The organism is Streptomyces griseochromogenes, assembly GCF_001542625.1.
Classification (GTDB): Bacteria; Actinomycetota; Actinomycetes; order Streptomycetales; family Streptomycetaceae; genus Streptomyces; species Streptomyces griseochromogenes.
In genome coordinates, this window is record NZ_CP016279.1 from 1,921,707 (window position 1) to 1,948,654 (window position 26,948).

At 71.6% G+C, this 26,948-nt stretch carries 28 protein-coding genes; 19 read left to right on the forward strand and 9 right to left on the reverse strand.

The annotated features are described in order from the left end of the window. The 3 genes from leuD to AVL59_RS08885 all read left to right on the forward strand — a co-directional run bounded on the left by leuD (position 1) and on the right by AVL59_RS08885 (position 1,873). Positions 1–594: a 3-isopropylmalate dehydratase small subunit gene (leuD, locus tag AVL59_RS08875; RefSeq protein ID WP_067301253.1), complete on the forward strand. Its 594-nt coding sequence runs from the start codon at positions 1–3 to the stop codon at positions 592–594. 264 nt (positions 595–858) lie between these two features. Continuing rightward, on the forward strand, positions 859–1,089 hold the full coding sequence (locus tag AVL59_RS08880) for an SCO5555 family protein (RefSeq protein WP_067301256.1): 231 nt from the start codon (positions 859–861) through the stop codon (positions 1,087–1,089). A 136-nt stretch (positions 1,090–1,225) separates the two neighbouring features. Then, positions 1,226–1,873 (forward strand): HU family DNA-binding protein, encoded by a 648-nt coding sequence (locus AVL59_RS08885; protein WP_067301259.1) that lies wholly within the window; start codon positions 1,226–1,228, stop codon positions 1,871–1,873. Between the two features lie 112 nt (positions 1,874–1,985). Here AVL59_RS08885 and AVL59_RS08890 read toward each other — a convergent pair whose 3' ends face one another. Further along, positions 1,986–2,189, reverse strand: a complete 204-nt coding sequence (locus AVL59_RS08890; RefSeq protein WP_067301261.1) for a hypothetical protein — start codon at positions 2,187–2,189, stop codon at positions 1,986–1,988. A 9-nt stretch (positions 2,190–2,198) separates the two neighbouring features. Beyond that, complete coding sequence (cofC, locus tag AVL59_RS08895) at positions 2,199–2,837, reverse strand: 2-phospho-L-lactate guanylyltransferase (RefSeq protein WP_067301263.1); 639 nt, start codon at positions 2,835–2,837, stop codon at positions 2,199–2,201. 199 nt (positions 2,838–3,036) lie between these two features. Here cofC and AVL59_RS08900 point away from each other — a divergent pair, with 199 nt between their 5' ends. From AVL59_RS08900 to AVL59_RS08910, 3 genes are all read left to right on the forward strand, one after another. After that, positions 3,037–3,990 carry a lysophospholipid acyltransferase family protein gene (locus AVL59_RS08900; RefSeq protein ID WP_079146587.1) on the forward strand — a complete coding sequence of 318 codons (954 nt, stop codon included), beginning with the start codon at positions 3,037–3,039 and terminating at the stop codon, positions 3,988–3,990. Continuing rightward, positions 3,987–4,997, forward strand: a complete 1,011-nt coding sequence (locus tag AVL59_RS08905) for an NAD(P)H-dependent glycerol-3-phosphate dehydrogenase (RefSeq protein ID WP_067301266.1) — start codon at positions 3,987–3,989, stop codon at positions 4,995–4,997. The genes AVL59_RS08900 and AVL59_RS08905 overlap by 4 nt, the downstream gene beginning before the upstream one ends. Before the next feature lie 70 nt (positions 4,998–5,067). Continuing rightward, complete coding sequence (locus tag AVL59_RS08910; RefSeq protein ID WP_067301268.1) at positions 5,068–6,225, forward strand: D-alanine--D-alanine ligase family protein; 1,158 nt, start codon at positions 5,068–5,070, stop codon at positions 6,223–6,225. A gap of 15 nt (positions 6,226–6,240) precedes the next feature. On the opposite strand, the gene AVL59_RS08915 is transcribed toward AVL59_RS08910, so the two are convergent. Then, complete coding sequence (locus tag AVL59_RS08915) at positions 6,241–6,756, reverse strand: DUF3515 domain-containing protein (RefSeq protein WP_067301271.1); 516 nt, start codon at positions 6,754–6,756, stop codon at positions 6,241–6,243. 20 nt (positions 6,757–6,776) lie between these two features. Continuing rightward, positions 6,777–7,010 carry an Lrp/AsnC family transcriptional regulator gene (locus AVL59_RS08920; RefSeq protein ID WP_003997603.1) on the reverse strand — a complete coding sequence of 78 codons (234 nt, stop codon included), beginning with the start codon at positions 7,008–7,010 and terminating at the stop codon, positions 6,777–6,779. A 205-nt stretch (positions 7,011–7,215) separates the two neighbouring features. Between AVL59_RS08920 and AVL59_RS08925 the strand changes: the two genes are divergently transcribed. Then, on the forward strand, positions 7,216–8,181 hold the full coding sequence (locus AVL59_RS08925; protein WP_067301273.1) for a thiamine-phosphate kinase: 966 nt from the start codon (positions 7,216–7,218) through the stop codon (positions 8,179–8,181). After that, positions 8,178–8,969, forward strand: a complete 792-nt coding sequence (thiD, locus tag AVL59_RS08930) for a bifunctional hydroxymethylpyrimidine kinase/phosphomethylpyrimidine kinase (protein ID WP_067301275.1) — start codon at positions 8,178–8,180, stop codon at positions 8,967–8,969. The genes AVL59_RS08925 and thiD overlap by 4 nt, the downstream gene beginning before the upstream one ends. Before the next feature lie 219 nt (positions 8,970–9,188). Here thiD and rpmB read toward each other — a convergent pair whose 3' ends face one another. Then, positions 9,189–9,374, reverse strand: a complete 186-nt coding sequence (rpmB, locus tag AVL59_RS08935; protein ID WP_009190838.1) for a 50S ribosomal protein L28 — start codon at positions 9,372–9,374, stop codon at positions 9,189–9,191. A 257-nt stretch (positions 9,375–9,631) separates the two neighbouring features. Here rpmB and AVL59_RS08940 point away from each other — a divergent pair, with 257 nt between their 5' ends. Next, positions 9,632–11,374, forward strand: coding sequence for a DAK2 domain-containing protein (locus tag AVL59_RS08940; protein ID WP_067301277.1), 1,743 nt, complete (start codon positions 9,632–9,634; stop codon positions 11,372–11,374). Between the two features lie 48 nt (positions 11,375–11,422). Here AVL59_RS08940 and AVL59_RS08945 read toward each other — a convergent pair whose 3' ends face one another. Together AVL59_RS08945 and AVL59_RS08950 are read right to left on the reverse strand one after the other, a co-directional pair. Further along, positions 11,423–14,557: a hypothetical protein gene (locus AVL59_RS08945; protein WP_067317045.1), complete on the reverse strand. Its 3,135-nt coding sequence runs from the start codon at positions 14,555–14,557 to the stop codon at positions 11,423–11,425. Beyond that, complete coding sequence (locus AVL59_RS08950) at positions 14,557–16,383, reverse strand: HSP90 family protein (RefSeq protein WP_067301279.1); 1,827 nt, start codon at positions 16,381–16,383, stop codon at positions 14,557–14,559. Before AVL59_RS08950 ends, AVL59_RS08945 begins: the two co-directional genes overlap by 1 nt. A 224-nt stretch (positions 16,384–16,607) precedes the next feature. On the opposite strand from AVL59_RS08950, the gene recG reads away from it, so the two are divergent. The 8 genes from recG to mutM all read left to right on the forward strand — a co-directional run bounded on the left by recG (position 16,608) and on the right by mutM (position 24,105). After that, positions 16,608–18,830 (forward strand): ATP-dependent DNA helicase RecG, encoded by a 2,223-nt coding sequence (gene recG / locus AVL59_RS08955; protein ID WP_067301282.1) that lies wholly within the window; start codon positions 16,608–16,610, stop codon positions 18,828–18,830. A 136-nt stretch (positions 18,831–18,966) separates the two neighbouring features. Next, entirely contained in the window at positions 18,967–19,554 is a 588-nt protein-coding gene (rsmD, locus tag AVL59_RS08960) for a 16S rRNA (guanine(966)-N(2))-methyltransferase RsmD (protein WP_067301285.1), read from the forward strand. 26 nt (positions 19,555–19,580) lie between these two features. Next, complete coding sequence (gene coaD, locus AVL59_RS08965; RefSeq protein WP_067301286.1) at positions 19,581–20,060, forward strand: pantetheine-phosphate adenylyltransferase; 480 nt, start codon at positions 19,581–19,583, stop codon at positions 20,058–20,060. A gap of 56 nt (positions 20,061–20,116) precedes the next feature. After that, positions 20,117–21,250 (forward strand): ATP synthase F0 subunit B, encoded by a 1,134-nt coding sequence (locus AVL59_RS08970; RefSeq protein ID WP_067301289.1) that lies wholly within the window; start codon positions 20,117–20,119, stop codon positions 21,248–21,250. 163 nt (positions 21,251–21,413) lie between these two features. Beyond that, positions 21,414–22,067, forward strand: coding sequence for a YceD family protein (locus tag AVL59_RS08975; RefSeq protein ID WP_067301291.1), 654 nt, complete (start codon positions 21,414–21,416; stop codon positions 22,065–22,067). A 2-nt stretch (positions 22,068–22,069) separates the two neighbouring features. After that, positions 22,070–22,243 carry a 50S ribosomal protein L32 gene (rpmF, locus tag AVL59_RS08980; protein ID WP_003951102.1) on the forward strand — a complete coding sequence of 58 codons (174 nt, stop codon included), beginning with the start codon at positions 22,070–22,072 and terminating at the stop codon, positions 22,241–22,243. 7 nt (positions 22,244–22,250) lie between these two features. After that, positions 22,251–23,075 carry a ribonuclease III gene (rnc, locus tag AVL59_RS08985; protein WP_067301294.1) on the forward strand — a complete coding sequence of 275 codons (825 nt, stop codon included), beginning with the start codon at positions 22,251–22,253 and terminating at the stop codon, positions 23,073–23,075. A gap of 169 nt (positions 23,076–23,244) precedes the next feature. Continuing rightward, positions 23,245–24,105: a bifunctional DNA-formamidopyrimidine glycosylase/DNA-(apurinic or apyrimidinic site) lyase gene (mutM, locus tag AVL59_RS08990; protein ID WP_067301295.1), complete on the forward strand. Its 861-nt coding sequence runs from the start codon at positions 23,245–23,247 to the stop codon at positions 24,103–24,105. Here mutM and AVL59_RS08995 read toward each other — a convergent pair. Next, positions 24,078–24,488, reverse strand: coding sequence for a winged helix-turn-helix transcriptional regulator (locus AVL59_RS08995; protein ID WP_067301297.1), 411 nt, complete (start codon positions 24,486–24,488; stop codon positions 24,078–24,080). The two genes, mutM and AVL59_RS08995, sit on opposite strands and share 28 nt — an antisense overlap. 126 nt (positions 24,489–24,614) lie before the next feature. On the opposite strand from AVL59_RS08995, the gene AVL59_RS09000 reads away from it, so the two are divergent. Then, entirely contained in the window at positions 24,615–25,199 is a 585-nt protein-coding gene (locus tag AVL59_RS09000) for a flavodoxin family protein (protein WP_067301299.1), read from the forward strand. A 25-nt stretch (positions 25,200–25,224) separates the two neighbouring features. Here the strand turns inward: AVL59_RS09000 and AVL59_RS09005 are convergent, their stop codons facing one another. Then, positions 25,225–26,367, reverse strand: coding sequence for a CAP domain-containing protein (locus tag AVL59_RS09005; RefSeq protein ID WP_067317046.1), 1,143 nt, complete (start codon positions 26,365–26,367; stop codon positions 25,225–25,227). Between the two features lie 185 nt (positions 26,368–26,552). Here AVL59_RS09005 and AVL59_RS09010 point away from each other — a divergent pair, with 185 nt between their 5' ends. Further along, complete coding sequence (locus AVL59_RS09010; protein WP_067301301.1) at positions 26,553–26,834, forward strand: acylphosphatase; 282 nt, start codon at positions 26,553–26,555, stop codon at positions 26,832–26,834. Positions 26,835–26,948: the final 114 nt, after the last annotated feature.

Sequence of the window (26,948 nt, forward strand, 5' to 3'; positions counted from 1 at the left end):
ATGGAAGCCTTCACCACCCACACCGGCCGGGCCGTCCCGCTGCGCCGCAGCAACGTCGACACCGACCAGATCATCCCTGCTCACTGGCTCAAGAAGGTGACCCGGGACGGCTTCGAGGACGGGCTGTTCGAGGCCTGGCGCAAGGACGAGTCCTTCATCCTCAACCGGCCCGAGCGGCAGGGCGCCACCGTCCTGGTGGCCGGCCCCGACTTCGGCACCGGCTCCTCCCGTGAGCACGCCGTCTGGGCGCTGCAGAACTACGGCTTCAAGACCGTGATCTCCTCCCGCTTCGCGGACATCTTCCGGGGCAACTCGCTGAAGAACGGCCTGCTCACGGTGGTGCTCGAGCAGAAGGTCGTGGACGCGTTGTGGGAGCTGACCGAGCAGGACCCGACGGCCGAGATCACCGTGGACCTCGAGGCGCGTGAGGTGCGTGCCGAGGGCATCACCGCCTCCTTCGAGCTGGACGAGAACTCCCGCTGGCGGCTGCTGAACGGGCTGGACGACATCTCCATCACCCTCCAGAACGAGGCGGACATCGCCGCTTACGAGGGCAAGCGGCCCTCCTACAAGCCGCGCACGCTCCAGAGCTGATCCCGGGCGGCCGAACAAGCCGGTTTCGGCCACCGCGACGCCTTCTCCGTACCCCCGATCGCCACGATTGGGGGTACAGCCATGTCTGCACCCGAACGGCCCTGAGCGTTCCCGCAGGTCCGCTCAACTTCCCGCGTTACGAAGGCTGTTGCCGGGGTAGGCGAGTGCCGTGAACGCGACTTCCGCAAGTGCCCGGAAGGCCGTTTGAGGCGGCAGTTGCACCCTGCGCAGGCGACAACTCGCCCCAGATGGCACAATCTGTGCATGGAACACGACGGCCAACTCGAGCTCTATGCGGCGGTCGCGGACCGACTGAAGGAAGCGCACACAAGAGTGCGCGCACTGCAAGTCCCGGAGGGCGTACGGATGGCGCTGACCCGGAAGCTGCTGGTCATTACGGCCGCGGCCAAGCACGATCTCGCCGATGCGGCAAGGCGGCTGGAGCGGTTCATGACGGACCTCGACGAGGGTCGGATCCCCGAAGAGGACCGCTGAACAGTCCGAGACAGCCGAGTCCGTTGCGGCACAAGGGTGATAAGCCCGTTTCGTGTTTGATTTGCGGTATATATCTGCCTAACGTGCGAAAAAGCTTGAACACTTTCGTTCTGGCGATGTCTCCGAAGGGGAAGACGTGAACAAGGCGCAGCTCGTAGAAGCGATTGCCGACAAGGTGGGTGGCCGCCAGCAGGCCGCCGAAGCTGTCGATCATGTCCTGGACGCCATCGTCCGCGCGGTCGTCGCGGGCGAGCGGGTCTCGGTCACCGGCTTCGGGTCCTTCGAGAAGGTGGACCGTCCCGCCCGTTACGCCCGTAACCCCCAGACCGGCGAGCGGGTTCGGGTCAAGAAGACCTCCGTGCCGCGCTTCCGTGCGGGTCAGGGCTTCAAGGACCTGGTGAGCGGCTCGAAGAAGCTCCCGCGCGGTGGCGAGGTCTCGGTCAAGAAGGCGCCCAAGGGCAGCCTGACCGGCGGTGCCGCGGCGACCGTCAAGAAGGCCGCCGCCAAGAAGACCACCAAGGCCGCCGCGAAGAAGGTCACGGCCAAGAAGGCGGCACCGGCGAAGAAGGTCACGGCCGCCGCGAAGAAGGTCACCGCCAAGAAGACGACGGCGAAGAAGACCACGGCCGCCGCGAAGAAGACGACCGCGACGAAGGCGGCCGCGAAGAAGACGACGGCCAAGAAGGCCCCGGCGAAGAAGGTCACCGCCAAGAAGGCCCCGGCCAAGAAGTCGACGGCCCGCAAGACCACCGCCAAGAAGACCACCGCCCGCAAGGCGTCGTAGGTCACCAGGGCTCTCATGCCGGGCCGGACTCCCCTCGGGAGCCCGGCCCGCGGCGTGTGCGCCGACCGCGCGAAGGGGTCCGACGCCCCCGGCGTCCCCGGCCGGAGGGTCTCTAGAGGGTCTGGAGCGTCACGAGGGTGATGCGGACGGCCGCGCCCTCGCCCTCCGTCTCGATCCGCACCCGCTGTCCGGGCCGCAGCAGCCGCAGCCCGCCCGCGTCGAACGCCGCCGCGTCGAACGGCACCGGGGTGCCGTCGTCGAGCAGCACCTGGCCGCTGCGGGTCTCGGGGTCGTACGTGTATGCGGTCGCCTGCATGACCGCAGCCTACTGCCCGGAGATCAGCAGGCGCGCGCTCACCGCGGCCGTGTGCGGGCCCACGCCCAGCGCCAGCGCCGCCCGCAGGTCCGCGCCGGTGTCCACGTCCTGCCGCACCGAATCCACGCCGGTGAGCCGGAGTTCCGTCGCACCGGAGGTGCGGTGCCGGACGCGGGAATCGGTGCCGAAAACCGGGCGCAATGCCCGGCCGGGGGACGCGGCCAGCACAGTGGTGCCGAGTTCGGCCGCGTCCGGCAGAAAAGCCCGCGGGAATTCGGCCGCCGCGTCCAGCACCCGGGACAATTCCATTGGGCGCAGGGCCGGGAGATCGGCGTTCAGAGCGGCGACCGCGGCGCCCGGTCGCATTTCCCGTACGGCGTCCGCGCCGTGCGTGAGGGCGGCGTTCAGACCGCTTCCCGGCGTGTCCGGGACGATCCGCGCGCCGAGCGCCGCCAGCTCCCGGCCGGCCAGCGCGTCGTCCGTGACGACCGCCACATCCGCGACCACGGGACACGCCAGGGCCGCGGCCACCGTGTCCTGGGCGAACGCGAGGGCCAGCCCGGGGCGCACCCCGTCGGCGGCCGTGTCCGCGAGCCTGCTCTTGGCCCGCGCCAGAGGCTTCAGGGGGATGACCAAGGTCCACTGCACCGGCGTACCGTCCCTCTCTCGTCGCGCTCATTGTCACCCGGGGCATCCGGTACGCCGGGAACGGGCGGGGGCGCGAAGCCCTGTCCAAGGACGGTGACGGGTGACGGGCGGGCGTACGGTGTTCTCGACAGACCGGCGGTCCGGGGCGACACTTGTGCGGCCCCCGGGCCCTGAGCAAGTCCTAGAGGAAGGTGTCCGCGTGTCCCGCCGCAGAATCGGGTTCTGGTACCGCTTCGCAGCGGTCCTCTGTAAACCGCCCCTGGTGGTTCTGATCAAGCGGGACTGGCGTGGAATGGAGAACATTCCGGCCGAGGGTGGATTTATCACCGCGGTGAACCACAATTCCCATGTGGACCCCTTCGCCTACGCGCACTATCAGTACAACACCGGACGGGTTCCGCGATTCCTGGCGAAGAGCGGGCTTTTCAAGAAGGGATTCGTCGGTGCCGCGATGCGCGGCACCGGACAGATCCCCGTCTACCGCGAGAGCACGGACGCGCTCAGCGCCTTCCGGGCGGCCATCGACGCGGTGGAGCGCGGCGAGTGCGTCGCGTTCTACCCCGAGGGCACCCTGACCCGCGACCCGGACGGCTGGCCGATGACCGCCAAGACCGGTGCCGCCCGCGTGGCCCTGCAGACCAAGTGCCCGGTGATCCCGGTCGCCCAGTGGGGCTGCAACGAACTGCTGCCGCCCTACGCCAAGAAGCCCCACCTCTTCCCGCGCAAGACCCACCGCGTCCTCGCGGGCCCGCCCGTGGACCTCTCCCGCTTCTACGACCAGGAGATGACCGCCGACCTCCTGAAGGAGGCCACCGAGGTCATCATGGCGGCCATCACCCGCCAGCTGGAGGAGATCCGCGGCGAGAAGGCCCCCGAGACGCCCTACGACCCGCGCCGCGAGCGGATCGAGCAGCGCCGCAAGACCCGCGCGCAGACCGGGCGGGAGGTGCCGGGGCACGGCGGGGAGAGCGCACCGGCCGACGAGGAGCCCTCCGGGGCCGGCACGGAAGCGTACGTGACAGGTGTGGAGGCGCCGCGGCGCGGTAAGGACTCTGCGCAGGCGGGCACGGAAGTCTCGCTGACCGGTGCGGAAGCCGCCCAGGCGGGCACGGAGATCTCGCGTGGCGGCACGGAAGAGGAGAGCGGCAAGTGAGCAAGCCAGTCCGGGCGGCAGTGATGGGCACCGGCTCCTGGGGCACCGCCTTCGGCATGGTCCTCGCCGACGCGGGCTGCGACGTCACCCTGTGGGCCCGCCGTCCCGACCTGGCCGAGGCGGTCAACTCGACGCGGACCAACCCCGACTACCTGCCCGGCGTCGAACTCCCGGAGAACCTGCGCGCCACCGCGGACGCCGCCGAGGCCCTGCGGGACGCCGACTTCACGGTCCTCGCGATCCCCTCCCAGACGTTGCGCGCCAACCTCGCCGAGTGGACCCCGCTGCTCGCGCCCGGCACCGTCCTCGTCTCCCTGATGAAGGGCGTGGAACTCGGCTCCACCATGCGGATGAGCGAGGTCGTCGAGGACGTCGCCAAGGTCGGCGCGGACCGCGTCGCGGTCGTCACCGGACCCAACCTGGCCCGTGAGATCGCCGCCCGCATGCCCGCCGCCGCCGTGGTGGCCTGCACCGACGAGACGGTCGCCCAGCGGCTCCAGGCCGCCTGCCACACGCCGTACTTCCGGCCGTACACCAACACCGACGTGGTGGGCTGCGAACTGGGCGGCGCGGTCAAGAACGTCATCGGCCTCGCGGTCGGCATCGCCGACGGCATGGGCCTCGGCGACAACGCCAAGGGCTCGCTCATCACCCGCGGCCTCGCCGAGACCACCCGGCTCGGCATGGCGCTCGGCGCCGACCCGCTGACCTTCTCCGGACTCGCGGGCCTCGGCGACCTGGTGGCCACCTGCTCCTCCCCGCTGTCCCGCAACCACACCTTCGGCACCAACCTCGGCAAGGGCATGACCCTGGAGGAGACCATCGCGGTCACCCGGCAGACCGCCGAGGGCGTCAAGTCCTGCGAGTCCGTGGCGGATCTGGCCCGCCGCCACGGCGTCGAGATGCCCATCACCGAGACGGTCGTGGACATCGTGCACGAGGGCAAGCCGCCGGTGGTCGCCCTCAAGGAGCTGATGTCGCGCAGCGCGAAGCCCGAGCGACGCTGAGCGACGCCCCCTTTCCGGCAGCCCGTCGACGCTGTATCCGGGCTCTACCAACGGGTACTCTCAACGCGATATGAGCACCGAGAACCTCCCCCAGAGCCCTGAGCAGCGGTCCCGCAAGCCCCGCGTGGCGGTCGTGTTCGGCGGGCGCAGCTCCGAACACGGGATCTCCATGGTCACCGCCGGCGCCGTCCTGAACGCCATCGACCGGTCGAAGTACGACGTCCTGCCGATCGGCATCACCCGGGAAGGCCGTTGGGTGCTGACGGCCGACGAACCCGAGCGGATGGCCATCGCCGACCGCCGGCTGCCCGCCGTCGAGGAGCTGGCGGAGTCCACCGAGGGCGGCGTGGTGCTCCCCGTCGACCCCGCCAGCCGCGAGGTCGTCTACAGCGAGCCCGGATCGGTGCCCAAGGCCCTCGGCGAGGTCGACGTGGTCTTCCCGGTGCTGCACGGCCCCTACGGCGAGGACGGCACCCTCCAGGGACTCCTGGAGCTGTCCGGGGTGCCGTACGTGGGCTCGGGCGTGCTCGCCTCGGCCGTCGGCCAGGACAAGGAGTACATGAAGCGGGTGTTCACCTCCTTCGGACTCAAGGTCGGCCCGTACGTGGTGATCCGCCCGCGCGAGTGGGAGCGGGACGAGTCCGCCGCCCGCAAGAAGATCATCGACTTCGCCGGCGAGCACGGCTGGCCGCTGTTCGTGAAGCCCGCGCGCGCGGGCTCCTCGATCGGCATCACCAAGGTCGACGACCTCTCCGGCCTGGACGACGCGATCGCCGAGGCCCGGCTGCACGACCCGAAGATCCTGGTGGAGGCCGCGCTGCGCGGCCGCGAGATCGAGTGCGGCGTCCTGGAGTTCGAGGACGGGCCGCGCGCCTCCGTCCCGGCCGAGATCCCGCCCCCGGACGCGCACGCGTACTACGACTTCGAGGCCAAGTACATCGACTCCACGCCCGGCATCGTCCCGGCCCCGCTCACCGACGAGGAGACCGCCGAGGTGCGGCGCCTCGCGGTCGACGCGTTCGAGGCGGCCTCCTGCGAGGGCCTGGTCCGCGCGGACTTCTTCCTCACCGAGGACGGCGAGTTCGTGATCAACGAGATCAACACCATGCCCGGCTTCACGCCGATCTCGATGTACCCGCAGATGTGGCAGGCCACCGGAATCAGCTACCCGGAGCTGGTGGACCGCCTGGTGCAGGCGGCGCTGCGCCGCTCGACGGGGCTTCGCTGACCCGCACCACAGCTGTCACCGCATGGAGGCGATCCCCTTGGGGATCGCCTTCTTCACGGCGGGCGCGAGGCTGGTGAGCACCGGTGTGCCGTCCTGTGCGGACATCCCCTTCGGCAGGGTGACCTGGGCGTAGGCCACGCGGTTGGCCGTGGTGAAGCGCCAGGTGCCGTCGCTCTGCTTCTCCATCAGCCAGTCCACCCCGTTCACCCCGCCCGCCAAGGCGTCCGCGTCACCGCCCTCGGCCACCTTCGGATCGACCATCTTCGGGGGCCGTACGACGCCGCAGCGCAGTATGATCGCCGGGCTTCCCCAGCCCGCCGTGTAGGCGGACCGGGGCGCGGGGTCGTTGCGGCTCCGTCCGTCGAGCTTCTCGGGCAGCGCCCGGTGCAGATCCCGGCACACCGGCGCCGTCCTGGCGTCGGGGCTGGGAACCGCGACCGTGGCGCTGTCGTCTGCTGAGGAGCAGCCCGCGACCGCGATCAGCAGTGCGGCCGCGAGCAGGCCGAGGGGCCGGTGACGGAAGATGTCCACCGGCCAAGGGTAGACGGGGGCTACAGATGCACGACCGGACAGGTCAGAGTGCGGGTGATGCCGTCCACTTGCTGGACCTTCGCGACCACCATGCGACCGAGGTCGTCGACCGTGTCGGCCTGGGCGCGCACGATGACGTCGTACGGTCCGGTCACGTCCTCGGCCTGGATCACTCCAGGGATCTTGCTGATCGTCTCGGCGACGGTCGACGCTTTGCCGACCTCCGTCTGGATCAGGATGTACGCCTGTACCACGGAACCTCCAGGGCGGCCACGAGGATCATGTGGGGAAAAGGAACGCCACGGTATCGCGTCGCCGCTCCCCGCGGGGAGACCTGCGGGAACCGGGCTTGCGCGCCAGGGTGCAGGCAAGACAGAAGTTGACGGTCACCTCGACCGTATCGGGGACACTGATGACGCGCGACCGGGCACGGCAAGGGACAGAAGGGGAGCAAGGGTAATGAAGGGCACTGTTGGTGAGCTCGGGGAGTTCGGGCTCATCAGGGAGCTCACCTCCCGTCTCACCACCACTCCGGCGGTCCGGGTCGGCCCCGGCGACGACGCCGCGGTGGTCGCCGCGCCCGACCGGCGGGTCGTGGCGAGCACCGACATCCTGCTGGAGGGCCGGCACTTCCGCCGCGACTGGTCCACGGCCTACGACGTCGGCCGAAAGGCGGCGGCGCAGAACCTCGCGGACATCGCCGCGATGGGCGCCGTACCGACCGCGCTGCTGCTCGGCCTGGTCGTCCCGGCCGAACTCCCGGTCACCTGGCCGAGCGAGCTGATGGACGGGCTGCGCGACGAGTGCCAGGTCGCGGGAGCCTCGGTGGTCGGCGGGGACGTCGTACGCGGGGACACGATCATGGTGTCGATCACCGCGCTCGGCGATCTGCGCAACCAGGAGCCGGTGACCCGGGCGGGCGCCCAGCCCGGCGACCTCGTGGCCGTCACGGGCTGGCTGGGCTGGTCCGCGGCCGGATACGCGGTGCTGGCCCGCGGCTTCCGCTCCCCGCGCGCCTTCGTGGAGGCCCACCGGCGCCCCGAGCCGCCGTACCACGCGGGCCCGGCCGCCGCCGCGCTCGGCGCGACCGCGATGTGCGACGTGAGCGACGGGCTGATCGCCGACCTCGGGCACATCGCCGAGGCCAGCAAGGTCCGCATCGACATCCGCTCCGGAGCGATCGACATCCCCACGCAGATGAACGACATCGGTCAGGCCGTCGGCGTGGATCCGCTGCAGTGGGTGCTGACCGGGGGAGAGGACCACGCGATCGTGGCGACCTTCCCGCCGGACGCCAAGCTGCCGGCCCGCTGGAAGGTCATCGGCGAGGTCCTCAACCCCTCGGCGCTGCCCCAGGTGACCGTCGACGGGGCGCCCTGGACCAGCAAGGGCGGCTGGGACCACTTCGGGGACATCGAGTCATGATCCCCCGGGTCCTCACGGTCGCGGGGTCGGACTCCGGCGGCGGGGCGGGCGTCCAGGCCGATCTGAAGACGATGCTGGCGCTCGGCGTGCACGGGATGAGCGTGATCACGGCCGTGACCGCGCAGAACTCCCTGGGCGTGCAGGGCGCTTGGGAGCTGCCTGTGGAGGCGGTACGGGCCCAGTACCGCAGCGTGGCCGACGACATCGGCGTACAGGCCGTGAAGACCGGGATGCTGGCCTCGGCCGAACTGGTCGAGGCGGTCGCCGAGTTGATCTCCGGCACGGACGCACCGGCCGTGGTGGACCCCGTGGGCGTCTCCAAGCACGGCGACCCGCTGCTGGCCGCCTCCGCTCTGGATTCGGTCCGCACGAAGCTGCTGCCGGTGGCGACCGTGGCGACCCCGAACCTTGACGAGGTGACCCAACTCACCGGGGTCCGCGTCGAGTCGGAGGACGATCTGCGACGGGCCGCGGGCGCGGTGCTGGAGTACGGGCCGCGCTGGGCGCTGATCAAGGGCGGACATCTGTCCGGGGACGCGCTGGACCTGCTCACGGACGGCTCCGAGGAGCACTGGCTGCGGGCCCCGCGTCACGACAACCGGCACACCCACGGTACGGGCTGCACGCTGGCGTCCGCGATCGCGTCGGGACTGGCGAAGGGGCTGACCGTGCCGGAGGCGGTGGGCGCGGCCAAGGAGTACGTCACCGGGGCCATCGCGGCCGGGTTCGCGCTGGGGGCGGGGATCGGGCCGGTGGACCACGGGTGGCGGTTCAGGTCGGCTGAGTGATCTCGCGCTGATGTGATCTCGCACTGGGCGGTCCTGCACTGAGCGATCTTGCGCTGGGGCAAGGAGTGATCTTGCGCTACCTGCTCTTGCGGTCTTGCGCTGGGGCAAGGAGTGATCTTGCGCTACCTGCTCTTGCGGTACGGCAAAAAGCCGGCCCACCCTGAGGTGGACCGGCTCAGTGCAGCGAACCAAGCAGTGGCCGCGCGCTCAGCGATTGCGTCAGCGCGAGACCTTGCCGGCCTTGATGCACGAGGTGCAAGCGTTCACGCGCTTCGGCGTCCCGCCGACCACGGTACGCACACGCTGGATGTTCGGGTTCCAGCGGCGGGACGTACGGCGGTGCGAAAACGAGATGTTGTTGCCGAAGCCCGGCCCCTTGCCGCAGACGTCGCAGTTGGCAGCCACGGGTCACTCCAAAGACTTCAGATGCACTTACGGATGATCCCGGCATGCCGGGATCGAGATCGCAGGATCAGAGATCTGAGTGGCGTTGCCAGGGGAATAGCCCGATCTGGATCGGGCAACCGGAGCAGCATACAACGACTGCGCCAGCACAACGAAACTACCATGGCAGCTCAGGGGCCCGCTCCCGGCCCTCTTCCGGAGGACACCACTCCGGGGTCTACGCTGCGTCCGACGTCCAGCCAGCCAGGGAGGCGCAGGTGCCGCAGGTGCCGCAGACATTCTTCGATGCTCTCGCGGTGCGCACCTGGTGCGGTCTGGCGCTCGGGGCACTGGGGCGGGCGCGCGAGGAGATCGACGCGATCAACGTCTATCCGGTCGCCGACGGGGACACCGGGACCAACCTGTACCTGACCCTGGAGTCGGCGGCCACCGCCGTGGAGGCCGTGTTCGCCGGGTACGGGACGGGTGTGCGGGAGCCGTCGCTCGCGGATGCCGTACGGGCCATGGCCCACGGCGCGCTCATCGGGGCCCGGGGCAACTCCGGGACGATCCTCGCCCAGCTGCTGCGGGGCATGGCCCAGGTGCTCGCCGCACGGGAGGCCGGTGGGGCGTCCCACATCGACGGTGCGGGGCTGCGGCTGGCACTGCGGCACGCGGCCGAGTCCGCCCGCCAGGCCGTGGCCCACCCGGTCGAGGGCACCGTGCTGACGGTCGCCTCGGCGGCCGCGGACGCCGCCGAGGCGGCCGAGGGGGACTGCGGGACGGTCGCGCGGGCCGCCTACGAGGGCGCCAGTGCGGCCCTGGCGGCGACTCCGGGCCAGCTGGCCGTGCTGGCGCGGGCCGGGGTGGTCGACGCGGGCGGCAGGGGGCTCGTGGCGGTGCTGGGGGCGCTGGTGGAGGCGTTCACGGGGGAGGCGGTGAGAGAAACCGCCGAGGCGGGACGGGAAGCCGCCGCCAGGCAGTCGGGAGCTCTTCCCCAAGTCGTTCCGGATTCGGCCTCGGACGCCGGTGCCGGTCCGCACGCGCGCGTGGCGGCCGCTTCCGGGGGCGCGCCCTGTGCGGAGGGTGCCGAGGCCGGCGGACCCGCCTATGAGGTGATCTATCTCCTGGAGGCGGGCGACGAGGCCGTGGCCCGCCTCCGGAGTCGGCTGGACACCCTCGGGGACTCCCTCGTCGTGGTCGGCGGCGACGGGCTGTGGAACGTCCATGTGCACGTCGACGACGCGGGTGCCGCCGTGGAAGCGGGCATCGAGGCCGGGCGACCGTACCGGATCCGGATCACCCACTTCGGGCTCGGTGACGTGCACACCGGCGGCGAGCGGCCGCCGCGCGAGCGCGCGCAGCGAGCCGTCGTCGCCGTCGTGCCCGGGGAGGGCCTGGCGGGGCTGTACAGCGAGGCGGGCGCGACCGCGGTCCTCGCGCGCCCCGGGGAGCCGCCCGCCAGCGGGGAGCTGGTGCAGGCCGTACGGCGCGCTCACGCGCGCGAGGTCGTGCTGCTGCCCAACGACGCCGAACTGCGCCACACGGCCGCGGCGGCCGCCGAGCAGGCCCGCGCCGAGGGCATCCGCGTGGCCCTGATCCCGACCCGCTCGGCGGTCCAGGGCATCGCCGCGCTGGCCGTGCACGAGCCCGAGCGCCGCTTCGACGAGGACGTCGTCCAGATGACCTCGGCGGCGGGCGCCACCCGCTACGCCGAGGTGCTCGTCGCCGAACGCCAGTCCTGGACGACGGCCGGCATCTGCCAGGCCGGGGACGTCCTCGGCCTGATCGACGGCGACGTGGCGGTGATCGGGGCGGACGTCACCGCCACCGCCGAGACCGTCCTGGACCGCATGCTCCAGGCCGGCGGCGAGCTGGTCACGCTGGTCGTCGGCGACGAGGCGCCGCCGAGCGTCGCGGACCGCCTGGAGGCACGGGTACGCGAGTCCTACCTCGCCGTGGACACCGTGGTGTACCGCGGCGGCCACCAGGGAGCGCTGCTCCTCATCGGCGTGGAGTGAGCGGTCCCGCGCCGCCCGCTGTCCCGCCGCGGCCGGCCGAAGCGCCGCTCACCGGTCCGTTTCCGTCTGCTGGAGCATCTGGGTCGCCTCCGCCCGTCGTGCCTGGGCCGTCTCGTCCGTCTCGTCGACGGCCTCGTAGGCGGCGAGTACGCCACGCGCGCGTGCCGCCGCCTCGGCGGGACGGCCGAGGTCGGTCTCCAGCCAACCCGCCGCCAGTTCGGCGCCGCTGCGGCTGTGCAGCCCGCTCGCGCCGAGCGAGCCGAACAGCGCGGCCGCGCGGTCCATCTGGGTCAGCGCGTCCTCGAACGCGGCCTGGACCGCCTCGTCCTCGGCTTCTTCGGCCTCCTCGGCGGCCGAGCGGGCCAGAAGGTCCCCGAACTGCCGGTGCGTGTGGCCGAGCTCGGCGGTGAGCTGCTCCCGGGCCGCCGGGTCCTGGGCGGCCTCCAGCGCGCGCTCGCTCTCCCGCACCGCGTCCGCCATCGTCTCCCGCGCGGACGCCGCCCCGGTCTCCCCGCGCAGCGCCAGCCACGCGCGGGCGCGCAACGAGCGGACGAGGAAGTGCGGGTTGCCGAGCGAGCGCCACAGCTCGCCCGCGCGCGCATAGGCCCGGTCCGCCTCGTCGAGGAGCCCGGCGTTGCTCAGGGACTCGGCGGCGAGGTGCGCGAGCGTGGCGTGATCCTGCTGCTCGGGCCAGTGCCGGGCGATCTCGGCGGCCTGGAGCCTGCGTTCGGCGGCCGCCCGGTGCTCGCCCAGCTCGCTCAGACAGTCCCCCAGCCACCACCGCGCCTGGACGACGACCCCGTCGCCGTGCGTGTCGGCGGACAGGTCGGGCAGCGCCGACTCCAGCACCTCGGCGGCCTCCGCGCACCGCCCCTGGCGCAGCAGGAAGCCGCCCAGCTGGTGCCGTGCCCAGGCACCCAGCGTGGCGCTCTCGCCCGCCTCGTCGGCCCAGTGCGCGGCCTCCAGGGCGTGCTCCGCGGCCTCGACGGGCTCCCCCCGGCCGCCGACCACCTCGGCGAGCTGGAGATGCAGCTGGGCCCGCCCGGCCGGCTCCACGTACGGCGCGCCGTGCTCCAGGGCGGCCCGCAGCGCCCGCTCGGCCTCGCCCAGGTCGCCGAGCTGGTGGGAGAGCGCAGCGGCCCGCACCTCGTGTTCGACCGCGAACCACGGCAGCCCGGCCGCCACGTACTCGGCGGCGGCCCGCCGGAGCAGCCGCGTCGCCCGCTCGGCCGCGCCGGACCGCTCGGCCAGTTCGGCCAGCATCGCCCGCGCCTCGGCGGCCCGCGCCGCCAGCCGCACATCGTCCCCGGCCCGCCCGTCGACGAGCGCCAGCACCTCGCACACGGCCTGCTCGGCGTCCGCGAGGGGGCCTTGGCCGTGCCCACCGGCCGAACCGGTGCCAGAACCCGGCACTTGGGCGCCCCCGGCAGCGGTCGGGGCATCCGAGCCCGCATGCCCGGTGTCCGTGCTCGTGTCCGTGACGTCCGAGTCCGCAGGCCCGGCGTCCGAGCCGGCATCCTCGGTGTGCGCGCCCGCCGAGTCGGCCCTCGCTCCCCGAGCGTCCGCCTCCTCCGTGGCCCCGGGCGCCTCCGGCGGCATCTCCTGCACCCTGCGCATCAGGATCCGCGCCCGGCTCATCACGACCGACGCCGTCTGCCGGACCCCGGTGGCTTCCTCGGCGTACAGCGCGAGTGCCTCGTCGTAGAGCACGGCGACCGTGGTCAGCGCCGCGTCCACTTCGCCCGTCAGGGCGCGTATGTACGCGCCACGCGCGCGTGCCGCCAGCGCCTCTCCGGGGTCGCCCGCCTCCGCGTACAGCGCGGCCGCCCGCTCGAACAGGGCGATGCCCTCGGGGCCGCGGGCCATCGCCTCGTGGTCGGCGATCTGCGCGCGGTCGCGCGCGTCCAGTTCGACGCCCTCGGCGGCCCGCGCGACCGCCGCCCACGCCTCCAGGGCGTGCGGCCGCAGGGTGTCGGCCAGCCGGCGTGCCTCGGCGAGCAGCTCGGGCAGGTCGGGCGCGGAGGGGACCTCGGGCGCCCGGGGCGCGGCCAGGGGCGCCGGCGCGGAGCGCACCGTCCGCACCCCCAGCGGCAGCCGCTCCACCAGCGGGCGCTGCGCCATGCGCGCGCGGACGCGGTCGCCGACGTACGACGTGCCGTTGCGGGTGTCGAACCGCTCGGCCAGCTCCAGGGCCTCCGCGCGCGTGTGAGCGGCCAGTTCGTGGGCGGCCCAGGACCGCCCGGCCGGGCCCGGCACCTGCCGCTCGCCGAGTCCCAGCCCGGTCAGCCGGTCCATCAGCAGGGCCACGACGGCCAGGAAGTCCAGCCGGCTGCGCGGATGCCCGGTGTCCGTGAAGTACGCCGGCCGCTCGGCGAGCAGTTCCAGACCGCGTGCCTCGTTCCCGGTCAGCGCGCAGAACTCCACATGGTCGGCGTAGGCGCCCCGCATGCTCTCCATGGGGCGGACGAGACGGAAACCCCGCAGATGGTGGGCGCGGGCCTCGTCCGGGCGGCCGAGACGCAGCAGCGGCGCGAGCGAGGAGGCGAGCACCGTGTGCGGCTCGTGGGCGCAGCTGTACTCGCCCTCCAGCACCGGCCGCCACAGCTCCAGCGCCTCCGCGTCCCGGCCGCACGTGACCTGCCACACGCCCTGCCCGTGCAGCTCGCAGGCGTGGCAGTCGGCCATCCGGTCCCGGTCCGCGGCCAGCCAGGCGGCGTACGCCCGCTCCGCGCGCCCCAGGTCACCGATGTGCGCGGCCACACTGAACTCCGCGCTGCGCACGGCCCGTTCGGAGTGCCCGGCGAGCCGGTAACGGTGCTCCATCTCGTCGAGCCACTTCTCGGTCGAGGCGAGCGGGATGTGCGGCTGGTCCAGCATGCCCGCCGACACCCACTTGAAGACCCAGTGCAGGGAGTGCGCCTCGTACTCGTCGAAGTCCCCGGGCCGCTCGTCCCACATGCGCAGCAGCCGCGCGAACGGGACGAACATCCGGTCCTTCTCGGAGCTGTAGTTGTAGACCTTCAGCTGGTGCCCGAGCGCCTCGATCACGGCGAGCGGGATGTTCAGCTTCTCCGCCTCGGCGAGCAGGTGCTCCGCGCGCGCGTTGCGCGCCGGGCCCTCCGGCTGCTCGGAGTTCTCCGCCATCGCCCGGCGCAGAGCGTCGAAGTCCGTGAACTCACCCATCAGCGGCCGTCCTCCCGGTGCGTGGCCCACTCCAGGAGGCCGATGAACGCCCGGTTCAGCAGCGCGGAGTCGGCCGGCCTGAGCGGCCGCTGCGCCATCAGCAGCGCCTGTCCGTACAGCGACTCGGACGCGGTGCCGATCAGCTCCGGGTCACCCAGTGAACTGATCCTGCGGATCAGCGGATTGAGATGGTTGAGCACCAGACGCGCGCGCGGGGCGCTGCCGCGCAGCGAACCCAGGATGCCCGCCCACAGATCGTCTGCCTGCTCCTCGGCCTCCGCCCGCGCCTGCTCGTGCCGGGCGGCCCGGTCGTCCAGGTGCAGCGCGGGCACGGACAGCGGATGGAAGGCGCGCAGGACGACATCGCAGCCCAGCGGGTCGAGCTTCGCGCGCGCGGCAGCCAGGAAGCCGGACAGCGCCAGCTCCTCGGCCGGGTCCACCGCGTCCAGGTGGGCGGTCACGGTGTCCGCGTCCAGCTCGGCGACCACCGTCCCCGGCCGCACCGACGGCAGCGCCTCGACCAGCTCGCTGTCGTACGTGTAACCGCCGTTGACCACGCCGACGCCCTGGGCGGAGGCGATCGGCGCGACCTGCCGGTACTCCTCGACCGTCCGCGTGAAGTGCACCACCGGGTGCCGCTGTGCGAACTCCTCCAGGGACAGCTGCCCGTCGGTGGTCTCGAACGGCAGCCACGGCAGCATCGTGCGCAGCATCTCCCGGTCGTGCCGGGCCAGAGACTTCACCCCCAGGTGGTGCACGGCGAGGAACGCCGCCAGCCGCTCCGGGTCCCCGGCCGCGAGACCGGTCAGCCAGGACCGAATCCTCTCGCCGAGCGCCTCCCGCACCGCGCCGAGCGTCTCGTCCTCGTACAGCGACTCGCGCGAGGCCGTGGGCCGCAGGCTGTCGGTGTCCAGGACACAGCGCACGAAGAACGCCCAGTCGGGCAGCAGCTGTTCGGCCCGCTCGGTCAGCAGCATGCCCTTGAGGTGCACACGGTGCGTGGCCCGCTGCGCGGGGCTGACCGCCGCCGGCAGCACGTACGCCACCCCGCGGATCCCGGCCAGCGGCACGTCCAGGTCGATCGAGTCCAGCGGCGTGAAACCGAACAGTTCGTGGCAGTGCCGGGCCAGCGCCACCCTTTTCGTGGCGGGACTCTGATACGAGCGGTCCCAGGGCGCCGGGAGGTCGGTGACCGCCTCCTCGCCCACCCGGATGTCGTACGGCAGCAGCGAGCCGAAGTCCCGGGCGAGCGCGAGCACCCGCGGCCCGGCCAGCCACTCGGCCGCACCGGCCCGCGCCGTCAGATACACGGTCGTGCCCGGCTCGGGCCGCGCCGCGCCGGGCAGCGTGCGCACGGTGTACGAGCCGTCGTCGCTCGCCGTCCATTCGACCGGCGGAGCCTCGGGGGCACGGGCGCTGCGGCTGACCACCCGGATCCGCTCGGCGACCACGAAACAGGCCAGCAGTCCGATGCCGAACTGGCCGAGAAAGTCGGACCGGGCCTCCTGCAGGCCCTCCGCCCGCTTGGAACTGCGGCCGATGGTCGCCAGCAGACTGTGCACGTCCGACTCGGTGAGCCCGACGCCGCTGTCCTCCACCCGCAGGCCGCCGTCCGCGGCGTACAGCCGCACCCGCGCCGGGGCGCCCGGCTCCTCGGCCTGCCGGGCGGTGATGGCGTCCACGGCGTTCTGCAGCAGCTCGCGCAGATAGACCTTGGGGCTGGAGTAGAGGTGATGGGAGAGCAGGTCCACCAGACCACGCAGGTCGACCTGGAACGTATGAGGTGACTGGGATGCCTGGGATGACTGTGAGGTCTGGGAGTCCATCGTCGCAGCGCCGGTGGGGGGAGCAGGCGTTCGGCGCGGGGTCGGGCGGTCCCGGAGGGGCGGTGACCGCGGGGGATGGCCGGAGCGCGCCATCCTAGAGCCGGAACGGGCCACCTGACCAGCGCTTTCCGGGACCTGAACGACATCGCTCGACGAATGTGCAGGACAGCGTCCGGCGAATCCGCAGGGCAGCGTCTACGGCTTTGTCAGTGGTGTGGTGTGCAATGGATCTCGTGCCCGCACTGGAAGAACCACTGAAGCAGCCACTGAAGTCAGTGCTCGGCCCCGCCACCGCGAAGGTGATGGCCGAGCACCTCGGCCTGCACACCGTCGGCGACCTCCTGCACCACTACCCCCGCAGATACGAGGAGCGCGGCCAGCTCACGCACCTCGCCGACCTCCCCATGGACGAGCACGTCACGGTGGTCGCCCAGGTCGCCGACGCCCGCCTGCACACCTTCGCCTCCGCCAAGGCCCCGCGCGGCAAGGGCCAGCGGCTGGAGGTCACCATCACGGACGGCAGCGGCCGGCTCCAGCTGGTGTTCTTCGGCAACGGCGTGCACAAGCCCCACAAGGAGCTGCTGCCGGGCACGCGCGCGATGTTCGCCGGCAAGGTCTCCGTCTTCAACCGCCGCCTCCAACTGGCCCATCCCGCTTATGAGTTGCTGCGCGGCGACAGCGAGGAGGCGGTCGAGAGCTGGGCCGGCGCCCTGATCCCGCTCTACCCCGCCACCGCCAAGCTGGAGTCCTGGAAGATCGGCAAGGCCGTCCAGACCGTGCTGCCCAGCGCCCAGGAGGCCCTCGACCCGCTGCCGCCCGCCCTGCGCGAGGGCCGCGGCCTGGTCCCCCTCCCCGAGGCCCTGCTCAAGATCCACCGCCCGCACACCAAGGCCGACGTGGCCGACGCCCGCGCCCGCCTGAAGTGGGACGAGGCCTTCGTCCTCCAGGTCGCCCTGGCCCGCCGCCGGTACGCCGACAGCCAACTCCCGGCGGTGGCGCGCACACCGAAGCCGGACGGCCTCCTCGCGGCCTTCGACGACCGCCTGCCCTTCACCCTCACCGAAGGCCAGCGGAAGGTCTCCGAGGAGATCTTCGACGACCTCGCCACGGAGCACCCGATGCACCGGCTGCTCCAGGGCGAGGTGGGCTCCGGCAAGACGCTCGTCGCCCTCCGCGCCATGCTCACCGTGGTCGACGCGGGCGGCCAGGCCGCCATGCTCGCGCCCACCGAGGTCCTCGCCCAGCAGCACCACCGCTCGGTCACCGAGATGATGGGCGAGCTGGCCGAGAAAGGCATGCTGGGCGGCGCCGAGCACGCCACCAAGGTCGTACTGCTCACCGGCTCGATGGGCGCGGCCGCCCGCCGCCAGGCCCTGCTGGACCTCGTCACGGGCGAGGCGGGGATCGTGATCGGCACGCACGCGCTGATCGAGGACAAGGTCCAGTTCCACGACCTCGGCCTGGTGGTCGTCGACGAGCAGCACCGCTTCGGCGTCGAACAGCGCGACGCCCTGCGCGGCAAGGGCAAGCAGCCCCCGCACCTCCTGGTCATGACGGCGACCCCCATCCCGCGCACGGTCGCCATGACCGTCTTCGGCGACCTGGAGACCTCCGTACTGGACCAGCTCCCGGCCGGCCGCTCCCCGATCGCCAGCCATGTCGTCCCCGCCGCCGACAAGCCGCACTTTGTGGCCCGCGCCTGGGAGCGGGTGCGCGAGGAGGTGGCGGGCGGCCACCAGGCGTACGTGGTCTGCCCCCGCATCGGCGACGACATGGACGAGGCCGCCGACCCGAAGAAGGCGAAGAAGTCACCGGAGGACGAGGCGGAGAAGCGTCCGCCCCTGGCCGTCCTGGACGTGGCCGACCAGCTGGCCAAGGGCCCGCTCCAGGGCCTCCGGGTCGAGGTCCTGCACGGCCGTATGCACCCGGACGACAAGGACGCCGTCATGCGCCGCTTCGCGGCGGGCGAGACGGACGTCCTGGTGGCCACCACGGTCATCGAGGTCGGCGTGAACGTCCCCAACGCCACCGCCATGGTGATCATGGACGCCGACCGCTTCGGCGTCTCCCAGCTCCACCAGCTCCGCGGCCGCGTGGGCCGGGGCTCCGCCCCCGGCCTCTGCCTCCTGGTCACCGAGATGCCCGAGGCCAGCGCCGCCCGCCAGCGCCTGAACGCCGTCGCCACCACCCTCGACGGCTTCGAGCTCTCCCGCATCGACCTGGAGCAACGCCGCGAGGGCGACGTCCTCGGCCAGGCCCAGTCCGGCGCCCGCTCCAGCCTCAAGGTCCTCGCGGTCATCGAGGACGAGGAGGTCATCGCGGAGGCGAGACAGGAGGCGGCGGCGGTGGTGGCGGCCGACCCGGACCTGACCGGCCTCCCGGGCCTGCGCACGGCCCTGGACGCCCTGCTGGACGAGGAGAGGGAGCAGTACCTGGAGAAGGGGTGAGGGCAGTTCCCCAAGGGGCGCGGGGAACTGTGCGAACGGCCCCCAGGCACCCGCACCCGCCAATGACGATCAAGCACCCACCCCATCAGGCCTGCCAGACTGACCATACAAAGCCACCCACGAAGAAGGACCCCGAATGACCCGCGTGATCGCCGGCAGGGCAGGCGGACGGCGCCTCTCGGTGCCGCCCGGGACAGGTACCCGGCCAACCTCGGACCGCGCACGCGAAGGCCTCTTCTCCACCTGGCAGTCCCTCCTCGGCGGTCCCCTGGACGGCGAACGGGTCCTGGATCTCTACGCCGGCTCGGGCGCCGTGGGCCTGGAGGCCCTCTCCCGAGGCGCAGGCCACACCCTCCTGGTCGAAGCGGACGCCCGCGCAGCGAAGATCGTCCGGGAGAACGTGAAGAACCTCGGTCTCCCCGGCGCCGAGGTCAGAGCGGGCAAAGCAGAACAGATCATCAGGACACAGCCCCCGGCCGAGTCGTACGACCTCGTTTTTCTCGACCCGCCGTACGCCGTCACGGACGACGATCTTGGGGAGATTCTCCTCACACTCCGCTCGGAGGGCTGGCTCGCGCCGGAGGCTCTCGTCACCGTGGAGCGCAGCACCAGAGGCGGCGAATTCCATTGGCCGGACGGCTTCGAGGCCCTCCGGTCCCGTCGTTACGGCGAGGGAACGTTTTGGTACGGTCGCGCCGCCTCTACGTGCGAAGACGCACGATGACCGGACCGGAGAGCGAGGGATCACAAGTGCGCCGCGCCGTCTGTCCCGGGTCGTTCGACCCGATCACCAACGGACATCTCGACATCATTGCCCGCGCCTCCCGTCTGTACGACGAGGTCTACGTCGCGGTGATGATCAACAAGGCCAAGAAGGGCCTGTTCGAGATCGAGGAGCGGATCGAGCTGATCCGCGAGGTCACCGCCGACTACGCCAACGTCCGGGTCGAGTCCTTCCACGGCCTCCTCGTCGACTTCTGCAAGCAGCGCGACATCCCCGCCATCGTCAAGGGCCTGCGCGCGGTCAGCGACTTCGACTACGAACTGCAGATGGCCCAGATGAACGTCGGCCTCACCGGAGTCGAGACGCTGTTCGTGCCGACCAACCCGACCTACAGCTTCCTGTCCTCCTCGCTCGTCAAGGAAGTCGCGGCCTGGGGCGGCGATGTGTCCCACCTGGTCCCGGCGCCCGTCCTGGAGGCGCTCAGCAAGCGTCTGCGCAAGGACTGAAGGGCTACAGTCGTCCCGTCCGTCTCCAACACAGCTGTAGAGAGTGGCGAGCACAGGTGGACGTCCAGAAGAAGCTCGACGAGATCGTCTCCGCGGTCTCCGGCGCCCGGTCCATGCCCATGTCGGCCTCGTGCGTGGTCAACCGCGCCGACCTGCTCGCGATGCTCGAAGAGGTGCGCCAGGCCCTGCCGGGCTCCCTCGCGCAGGCGCAGGAGCTGATCGGCGACCGTGAGCAGATGGTCGAGCAGGCCCGTCAGGAGGCCGAGCGGATCATCGGGAACGCGCATGCCGAACGCGGCTCGCTGATCTCCGACACCGAGATCGCCCGCCGCTCCCAGGCCGAGGCCGACCGGATCGTCACCGAGGCCGGCAAGGAGGCCGAGGAGATCCGCGCCGAGGCCGACGACTACGTCGACTCCAAGCTCGCCAACTTCGAGGTCGTCCTCACCAAGACCCTCGGCTCGGTCGGCCGCGGCCGCGAGAAGCTGCTCGGCACCGGGCCCGGCCTGGACGAGAACGGCTACGAGGACGAGGACGCCCCCGAGCGCAGCCAGGACCCGGAGACCCTGCGGCACAACGCCGACGCCTACGTCGACGCCAAGCTGGGCGCCTTCGAGGCGGTCCTCGCCAAGACCCTGGAGGCGGTCGGCCGTGGCCGCCAGAAGCTGCACGGCCGGATCGCCAGCGACGACCTGGGCGCCCTCGCCGACGACACCTCGACCTTTCAGCACACCAGCGACGCCGACTATCTCGCCGACCTCGCGGCCCTCGGGGACACCCCGGCCGAGCGCCCGGCACAGCCCCAGCAGCAGCCGCAGCAGCCGTCGTACGAGCCGCAGCCGGCCTATTCCCCCGCCTCCGGCTACGCTCCGGCGGGAGGTGCCCCCGTCCAGCAGCAGCCCGACCCGTACGCGGGCTTCCCGCAGCAGCCCGACTACACCCAGCACGACCCCTACGGCAACGGCTACCAGCAGGCCGATCCGTACGCCCCCGCCTCCGGCTACGCTCCGGCGGGAGGTGCCCCCTTCCAGGGCTACGAAGCCCAGCAGGCCGCCTACGACCCTCAGCAGCACCAGCAGCACCAGCAGTCTCAGCAGCAGGGCTACGCCCTCGACGAGACCAGCCTCTTCGACACCAGCATGATCAGTGCGGAGCAACTGCGGGCCTACGAGCAGGGCCGGGGCTTGTAGCGAGCGGGGAAGCCGCCCCGCGCGACCGCCCGCCGACCACCGGATTGGGCCGAGAGCGAAAGGTCCAGTATCCTGGCTCTTCGGTCGCGCGTACGTCCGCGATCAACGCTGCCCGGAACACCTACGGGCCGCGTCCCTTCGAGTTCGAAGATCGAAAGCAGGAATGGCCTCCAACGCTCGCCTTGACCACCGCAACCCTCTCGTGTTCGACACGCACGAGCTGGGTCGGCGTCCTGGCGCGCTGCAGCGCCTGACCCGTGAGATCGAGGCCCCCGCGGATCTCGGCATCCAGGGAGTCATCGGAGTGCCGGAAGGCGCCCCGGTGGAGCTCGAACTCCGGCTCGAGTCGGTCATGGAAGGGGTGCTCGTCACAGGCACCGCCCGTGCACAGGCCGAGGGGGAGTGCGTAAGGTGTCTGGAGCCGGTCGGGCAGGAGCTCGAAGCGGACTTCCAGGAGCTGTTCTCGTACCCTGACGCCGACGACCGGGGCCGTGTGATCGCGGAACCGGGCGACGACGCCGAGGACGACGAGGACAGGTTCTTCCTCGAGGACGGACTCTTCGACCTCGAACCTCTGCTGCGGGATGCGGTGGTGCTCGCACTGCCGATGCAGCCGGTGTGCCAGGACGACTGCCCGGGCCTGTGCTCCGAATGCGGAGCGCGACTCGCGGACGACCGGGACCACCACCACGACGCCGTCGACATCCGTTGGGCGGCACTGCAGGGACTCGCCGGTTCGCTCGAACCCGGTGAGAAGGACGAGATGAGCGGCGGCGCGCTTCCATCAGCGCACGCCGACGAGAAGCAGGAGAAGTAGCCGTGGCTGTTCCGAAGCGGAAGATGTCGCGCAGCAACACGCGCCACCGCCGGTCGCAGTGGAAGGCTGCGGTCCCCACCCTGGTTGCGTGCGAGCGCTGCCACGAGCCCAAGCAGCAGCACATCGCGTGCCCGTCTTGCGGCACCTACAACAAGCGCCAGGTCCTCGAGGTCTGAGCGGCTGGTGAGAGGCACCGTGTCCACTGCCAAGAAGGCGGATGACGCCAAGGCGGAACCAACCGCCAGGAAAAAGTCGGACAATACAGCCTCGTCCCACACGCTTCTGGAAGGGCGGCTCGGCTATCACGTCGAGTCCGCCCTTCTGGTACGCGCACTGACCCACCGTTCCTACGCGTACGAGAACGGCGGTCTGCCGACGAACGAGCGGCTGGAGTTCCTCGGGGACTCCGTGCTCGGCCTCGTCGTCACGGACACGCTGTACCGCATCCACCCCGACCTGCCCGAAGGCCAGCTGGCCAAGCTGCGGGCCGCGGTGGTCAACTCGCGTGCGCTGGCGGAGGTCGGTCGTGGCCTCGACCTGGGCGCCTTCATCCGGCTCGGCCGTGGTGAAGAAGGCACAGGCGGCCGGGACAAGGCGTCCATCCTCGCCGACACCCTGGAAGCGGTGATCGGCGCGGTCTATCTCGATCAGGGCCTCGACGCGGCGTCCGAGCTGGTGCACCGGCTCTTCGACCCGCTCATCGAGAAGTCCTCGAACCTCGGAGCCGGCCTGGACTGGAAGACCAGCCTCCAGGAGCTCACCGCGATCGAGGGGCTCGGCGTGCCCGAGTACCTGGTCACGGAGACCGGTCCCGATCACGAGAAGACCTTCACTGCTGCCGCCCGCGTCGGAGGCGTCTCGTACGGCACCGGCACCGGCCGCAGCAAGAAGGAGGCGGAGCAGCAGGCCGCAGAGTCCGCCTGGCGGTCCATCCGGGCCGCCGCGGACGAGCGCGCCAAGGCGGCCAAGGAGGCCGCCAAGAACGACGATCCGTCGTCCGCAGCCTGACCCGAGCAACACCCGAGCGCCCCTCCCGCAGTCAGCGGGGGCGGGCGCTCGGCTCTTTCCCGGTGGGCCCGGGGACCCCGGCGGACCCGCCCGACCCCCGCGATACGCTGCCCACAGCGCTTCCGCAGCGTTTCCGCAGCCTTCCGTTGCCGCCGCCCCGAGGAGAGCCGTGCCCGAGTTGCCCGAGGTCGAGGTCGTCCGGCGCGGTCTGGAGCGCTGGGTCGCCCATCGCACCGTCGCCGACGTCGAGGTGCTGCACCCCCGTGCCGTGCGCCGGCACCTCGCGGGCGCCGACGACTTCGCGCACCGGCTCAAGGGCCGCCACATCGGCACCCCGAGCCGGCGCGGCAAGTACCTGTGGCTGCCGCTGGAGGAGACGAACGAGTCCGTCCTCGCCCACCTCGGCATGAGCGGCCAGCTGCTGGTGCAGCCGCACGAGGCGCCGGACGAGAAGCACTTGCGTATCCGCGTCCGGTTCGCCGACGGCCAGGGCACCGAGCTGCGCTTCGTGGACCAGCGCACCTTCGGCGGTCTGTCGCTGCACGACAACACCCCCGAGGGCCTGCCCGACGTCATCGCGCACATCGCCCGGGACCCGCTCGACCCGCTGTTCGACGACGAGGCCTTCCATCAGGCCCTGCGCCGCAAGCGCACCACCATCAAACGGGCCCTGCTCGACCAGTCCCTGATCAGCGGGGTCGGCAACATCTACGCGGACGAGGCCCTGTGGCGCGCCCGCGTCCACTACGAGCGTCCGACCGCGAACTTCACCCGCCCGCGCACCGCCGAACTCCTCGGCCACGTCCGGAACGTCATGAACGCGGCCCTCTCCGTGGGCGGCACCAGCTTCGACAGCCTGTACGTCAACGTCAACGGCGAGTCGGGCTACTTCGACCGGTCCCTGGACGCCTACGGCCGCGAGGGCCTGCCCTGCAAGCGCTGTGGCACCCCCATGCGACGCCGCCCCTGGATGAACCGGTCCAGCTACTTCTGCCCCAAGTGTCAGAGGGCGCCGCGCGTCTCGTCGTAACGCGTGCGTGAGGCGAGGACGTCGTCCATGGCGCCCTCCACGCAGTGGATGAGGGCCAGCAGCCGTTCGGCGACCTGGCGGCCCAGGGAGGTCAGTTCGTAGTCCACGCGGGGCGGGTTGGTCGGCTGGGCCTCGCGGTGGACCAGGCCGTCGCGCTCCAGCGCGTGCAGCGTCTGGGACAGCATCTTCTCGCTCACCCCGTCGACCCGGCGGCGCAGCTCGTTGAAGCGCAGCGAACCCTCGTACAGCGCGCCGAGCGTCAGTCCGCCCCAGCGGCCCGTGACGTGCTCCAGCGTGGCGCGCGAGGGGCATGCCTTGGCGAACACGTTGTAGGCGAGGTCGTCCTGATCCGGGGTGCCGGCCAGGTCATGGGTGCTGGTCATGGCCCAAGCGTACGCCAGTGCAGCGCTAACCAACAGGTTGCACTAACTCAAGGTTAGTGCTTTCCTGGGGTTGCTGCTTTTGAGCTGTCCGTTCGGGATATTCGAGTGCTTCGAGGAGCAATCATCGTGACCACCCCCGTTGTGTCCATCGCCTATCACTCCGGCTACGGCCACACCGCCGTACTCGCCGAGGCCGTCCGTGCCGGTGCCGCCGAGGCCGGTGCCGAGGTGCACCTGATCAAGGTCGACGAGATCACCGACGAGCAGTGGGAGGCGCTGGACCGCTCCGACGCCATCGTCTTCGGCTCGCCCACCTACATGGGCACCGCGTCCGGCGCCTTCCACGTCTTCGCCGAGGCGTCCTCCAAGCGCTGGTTCGGGCAGGACTGGAAGGACAAGCTGGCGGCCGGCTTCACCAACTCCGGCTCCAAGAGCGGTGACAAGCTGCACACCCTGCAGTTCTTCCAGATCCTCGCCGCCCAGCACGGCATGAACTGGGTCAACCTCGGCCTGCACCCGGGCTGGAACAACAGCGAGGGCACCGAGCACGACCTCAACCGCCTCGGCGTCTTCGCGGGCGCTGCGGCCCAGACCAATGTGGACGAGGGCCCGGAGGGTGTGCACAAGGCCGACATCGCCACGGCGGAGCACCTGGGACGCCGGGTGACGCAGACCGCCCAGGTGTTCGCGCGCGGACGCGCCGCCGCCTGACGGGCCTGACGCCCGGCGAACTGCCTCAGTATCCGAAGTCCTGCGTCCACCAGGGCCCGCCGGTGCCCAGGTGCACGCCGACGCCGAGGGTCTTGAAGTCGCAGTTCAGTATGTTGGCGCGGTGCCCGGGGCTGTTCATCCAGGCCCGCATCACGGCCGCCGCGTCCGCCTGGCCGCGGGCTATGTTCTCGCCGCCGAGATCGGTGATGCCCGCCTTCGCGGCCCGGTCCCACGGGGTGGCCCCGTCCGGGTCGGTGTGGTCGAAGAAGTCCCGCGCGGCCATGTCGTCGCTGAAGGACTCGGCCAGACCGGACAGCGCGGAGTTCGCCGCCAGGGGGCTGCAGCCGACTTTCGCCCGCTCCTCGTTGACGAGCTTGAGCACCTCCGCCTCGGCGGCGGCCCTCGCCGACACCGTCACCGGTGCGGAGGATGCCGTCGGCGCCTTGGTCGCCGTACGCGACGGCCCGGTCCTGGGTGCGCCGGCCTTGTCCGTCGGCTTCGGCTTCTCCGAAGGCTTCTCCGTGGGCTTCTCCGTGGGAGTGGGAGAGGCCGGGGCCGAGGACGCGGGTGCCGACGGGGAGGCGGAGACCGACGGGGAGGCGGGCCGGGCCGGCGGGGCCGAGTGCCCGGTGCCGTGGTGCGTGGCCGAGGCGCCGCCGCCCGGGCTGTCCGCGCTGCCGGAGGTGCCACCCTGCTCGCTGGCCGAGTTGCTGGGGGTGCCCGCCGCCTGCACCCGGTCGTCGCCGGTGGTGTGCGTGCTGCCGCCGAGCCGGTAGTTGTCCAGGCCGGGTATCGCGCCGGTGGTCACCGCGATCGTGCCGATGGCGACGGCGGCGGAGACCCCGAGCAGGCCGGTGCGCACCGGCGTCGCCACCCTCTTGCGGTGCCGGTGGTCCGGGGACGGGCCGCCGCCCCGGGCGAAGCCGCCGTCGCCGGGGGTCATCGGCTTGGCTTCGGCGTCCATCGCGTACAGGTAGGCCGTGCTCCGGGCGTTGGCCTCGGCGTAGGCCTCCGGGTTCAGGTAGGGAGCGATACCCATGGGCGCGTGCTCACCCGCGGACGAGTCCTGTGGGTACTCGCCGCCCGTGACCGGGCTGTGCGTGTCGGTGACCCCCGTGGCGCGGCCCTCGGCGGCGCGTCCGGCGGCGGAGCGTCGGTGGCGTCCCACCATGTCCTTGCCCTCTTCCTCGTCCTCGCGGTCGACCGGGCACCGTGCCGACGAGTAGCTCCTTCTGGCCGACCCGGCTCACTCGATCGTGTGAGTTTCATATGAGATGCATTGGGTGGGGACGGTACCGCATGGCGCCGGGGGAGGACGTGTGGCGAGTGGCATCGGCCCGTTAGGTTGCACCCATGAGCGAGGATGTACGGCTGGTCGCCTGGGTGCGCGGACGAGTTCAGGGTGTGGGTTTCCGCTGGTTCACGCGTGCCAAGGCGCTGGAGATCGGTGGGCTGAGTGGTTTTGCTCTCAATTTGGGCGATGGCCGCGTCCAGGTGGTCGCGGAGGGGGCGCGCGAGGGGTGTGAAGGGTTGCTGGACTGGCTCCAGGGCGGCGACACGCCCGGGTGGGTGGACGGTGTCACCGAGATCTGGGACACACCCCGCGGCGGCTACGACGGCTTCGCGATCCGCTGAGTCGTTTCTGTAAAGCCCCGCAGGTCGATGCGCCGCGAGTTGCCCCAGGCACCTGCTCGAAGCAGAAACGACCTGGTGGTTGCCAAGAAGAGCGCGGCATGGCAGGCTCCGCTG

Excerpts from the sequence above, each read along its gene's own strand:
- leuD (WP_067301253.1), top strand. The coding sequence starts at position 1 with ATGGAAGCCTTCACCACCCACACCGGCCGGGCCGTCCCGCTGCGCCGC.
- AVL59_RS08880 (WP_067301256.1), top strand. The coding sequence starts at position 859 with ATGGAACACGACGGCCAACTCGAGCTCTATGCGGCGGTCGCGGACCGA.
- AVL59_RS08890 (WP_067301261.1), bottom strand. The coding sequence starts at position 2,189 with ATGCAGGCGACCGCATACACGTACGACCCCGAGACCCGCAGCGGCCAG.
- AVL59_RS08910 (WP_067301268.1), top strand. The coding sequence starts at position 5,068 with ATGAGCACCGAGAACCTCCCCCAGAGCCCTGAGCAGCGGTCCCGCAAG.
- AVL59_RS08925 (WP_067301273.1), top strand. The coding sequence starts at position 7,216 with ATGAAGGGCACTGTTGGTGAGCTCGGGGAGTTCGGGCTCATCAGGGAG.
- thiD (WP_067301275.1), top strand. The coding sequence starts at position 8,178 with ATGATCCCCCGGGTCCTCACGGTCGCGGGGTCGGACTCCGGCGGCGGG.
- AVL59_RS08945 (WP_067317045.1), bottom strand. The coding sequence starts at position 14,557 with ATGGGTGAGTTCACGGACTTCGACGCTCTGCGCCGGGCGATGGCGGAG.
- AVL59_RS08950 (WP_067301279.1), bottom strand. The coding sequence starts at position 16,383 with ATGGACTCCCAGACCTCACAGTCATCCCAGGCATCCCAGTCACCTCAT.
- recG (WP_067301282.1), top strand. The coding sequence starts at position 16,608 with ATGGATCTCGTGCCCGCACTGGAAGAACCACTGAAGCAGCCACTGAAG.
- rsmD (WP_067301285.1), top strand. The coding sequence starts at position 18,967 with ATGACCCGCGTGATCGCCGGCAGGGCAGGCGGACGGCGCCTCTCGGTG.
- AVL59_RS08975 (WP_067301291.1), top strand. The coding sequence starts at position 21,414 with ATGGCCTCCAACGCTCGCCTTGACCACCGCAACCCTCTCGTGTTCGAC.
- AVL59_RS08995 (WP_067301297.1), bottom strand. The coding sequence starts at position 24,488 with ATGACCAGCACCCATGACCTGGCCGGCACCCCGGATCAGGACGACCTC.
- AVL59_RS09010 (WP_067301301.1), top strand. The coding sequence starts at position 26,553 with ATGAGCGAGGATGTACGGCTGGTCGCCTGGGTGCGCGGACGAGTTCAG.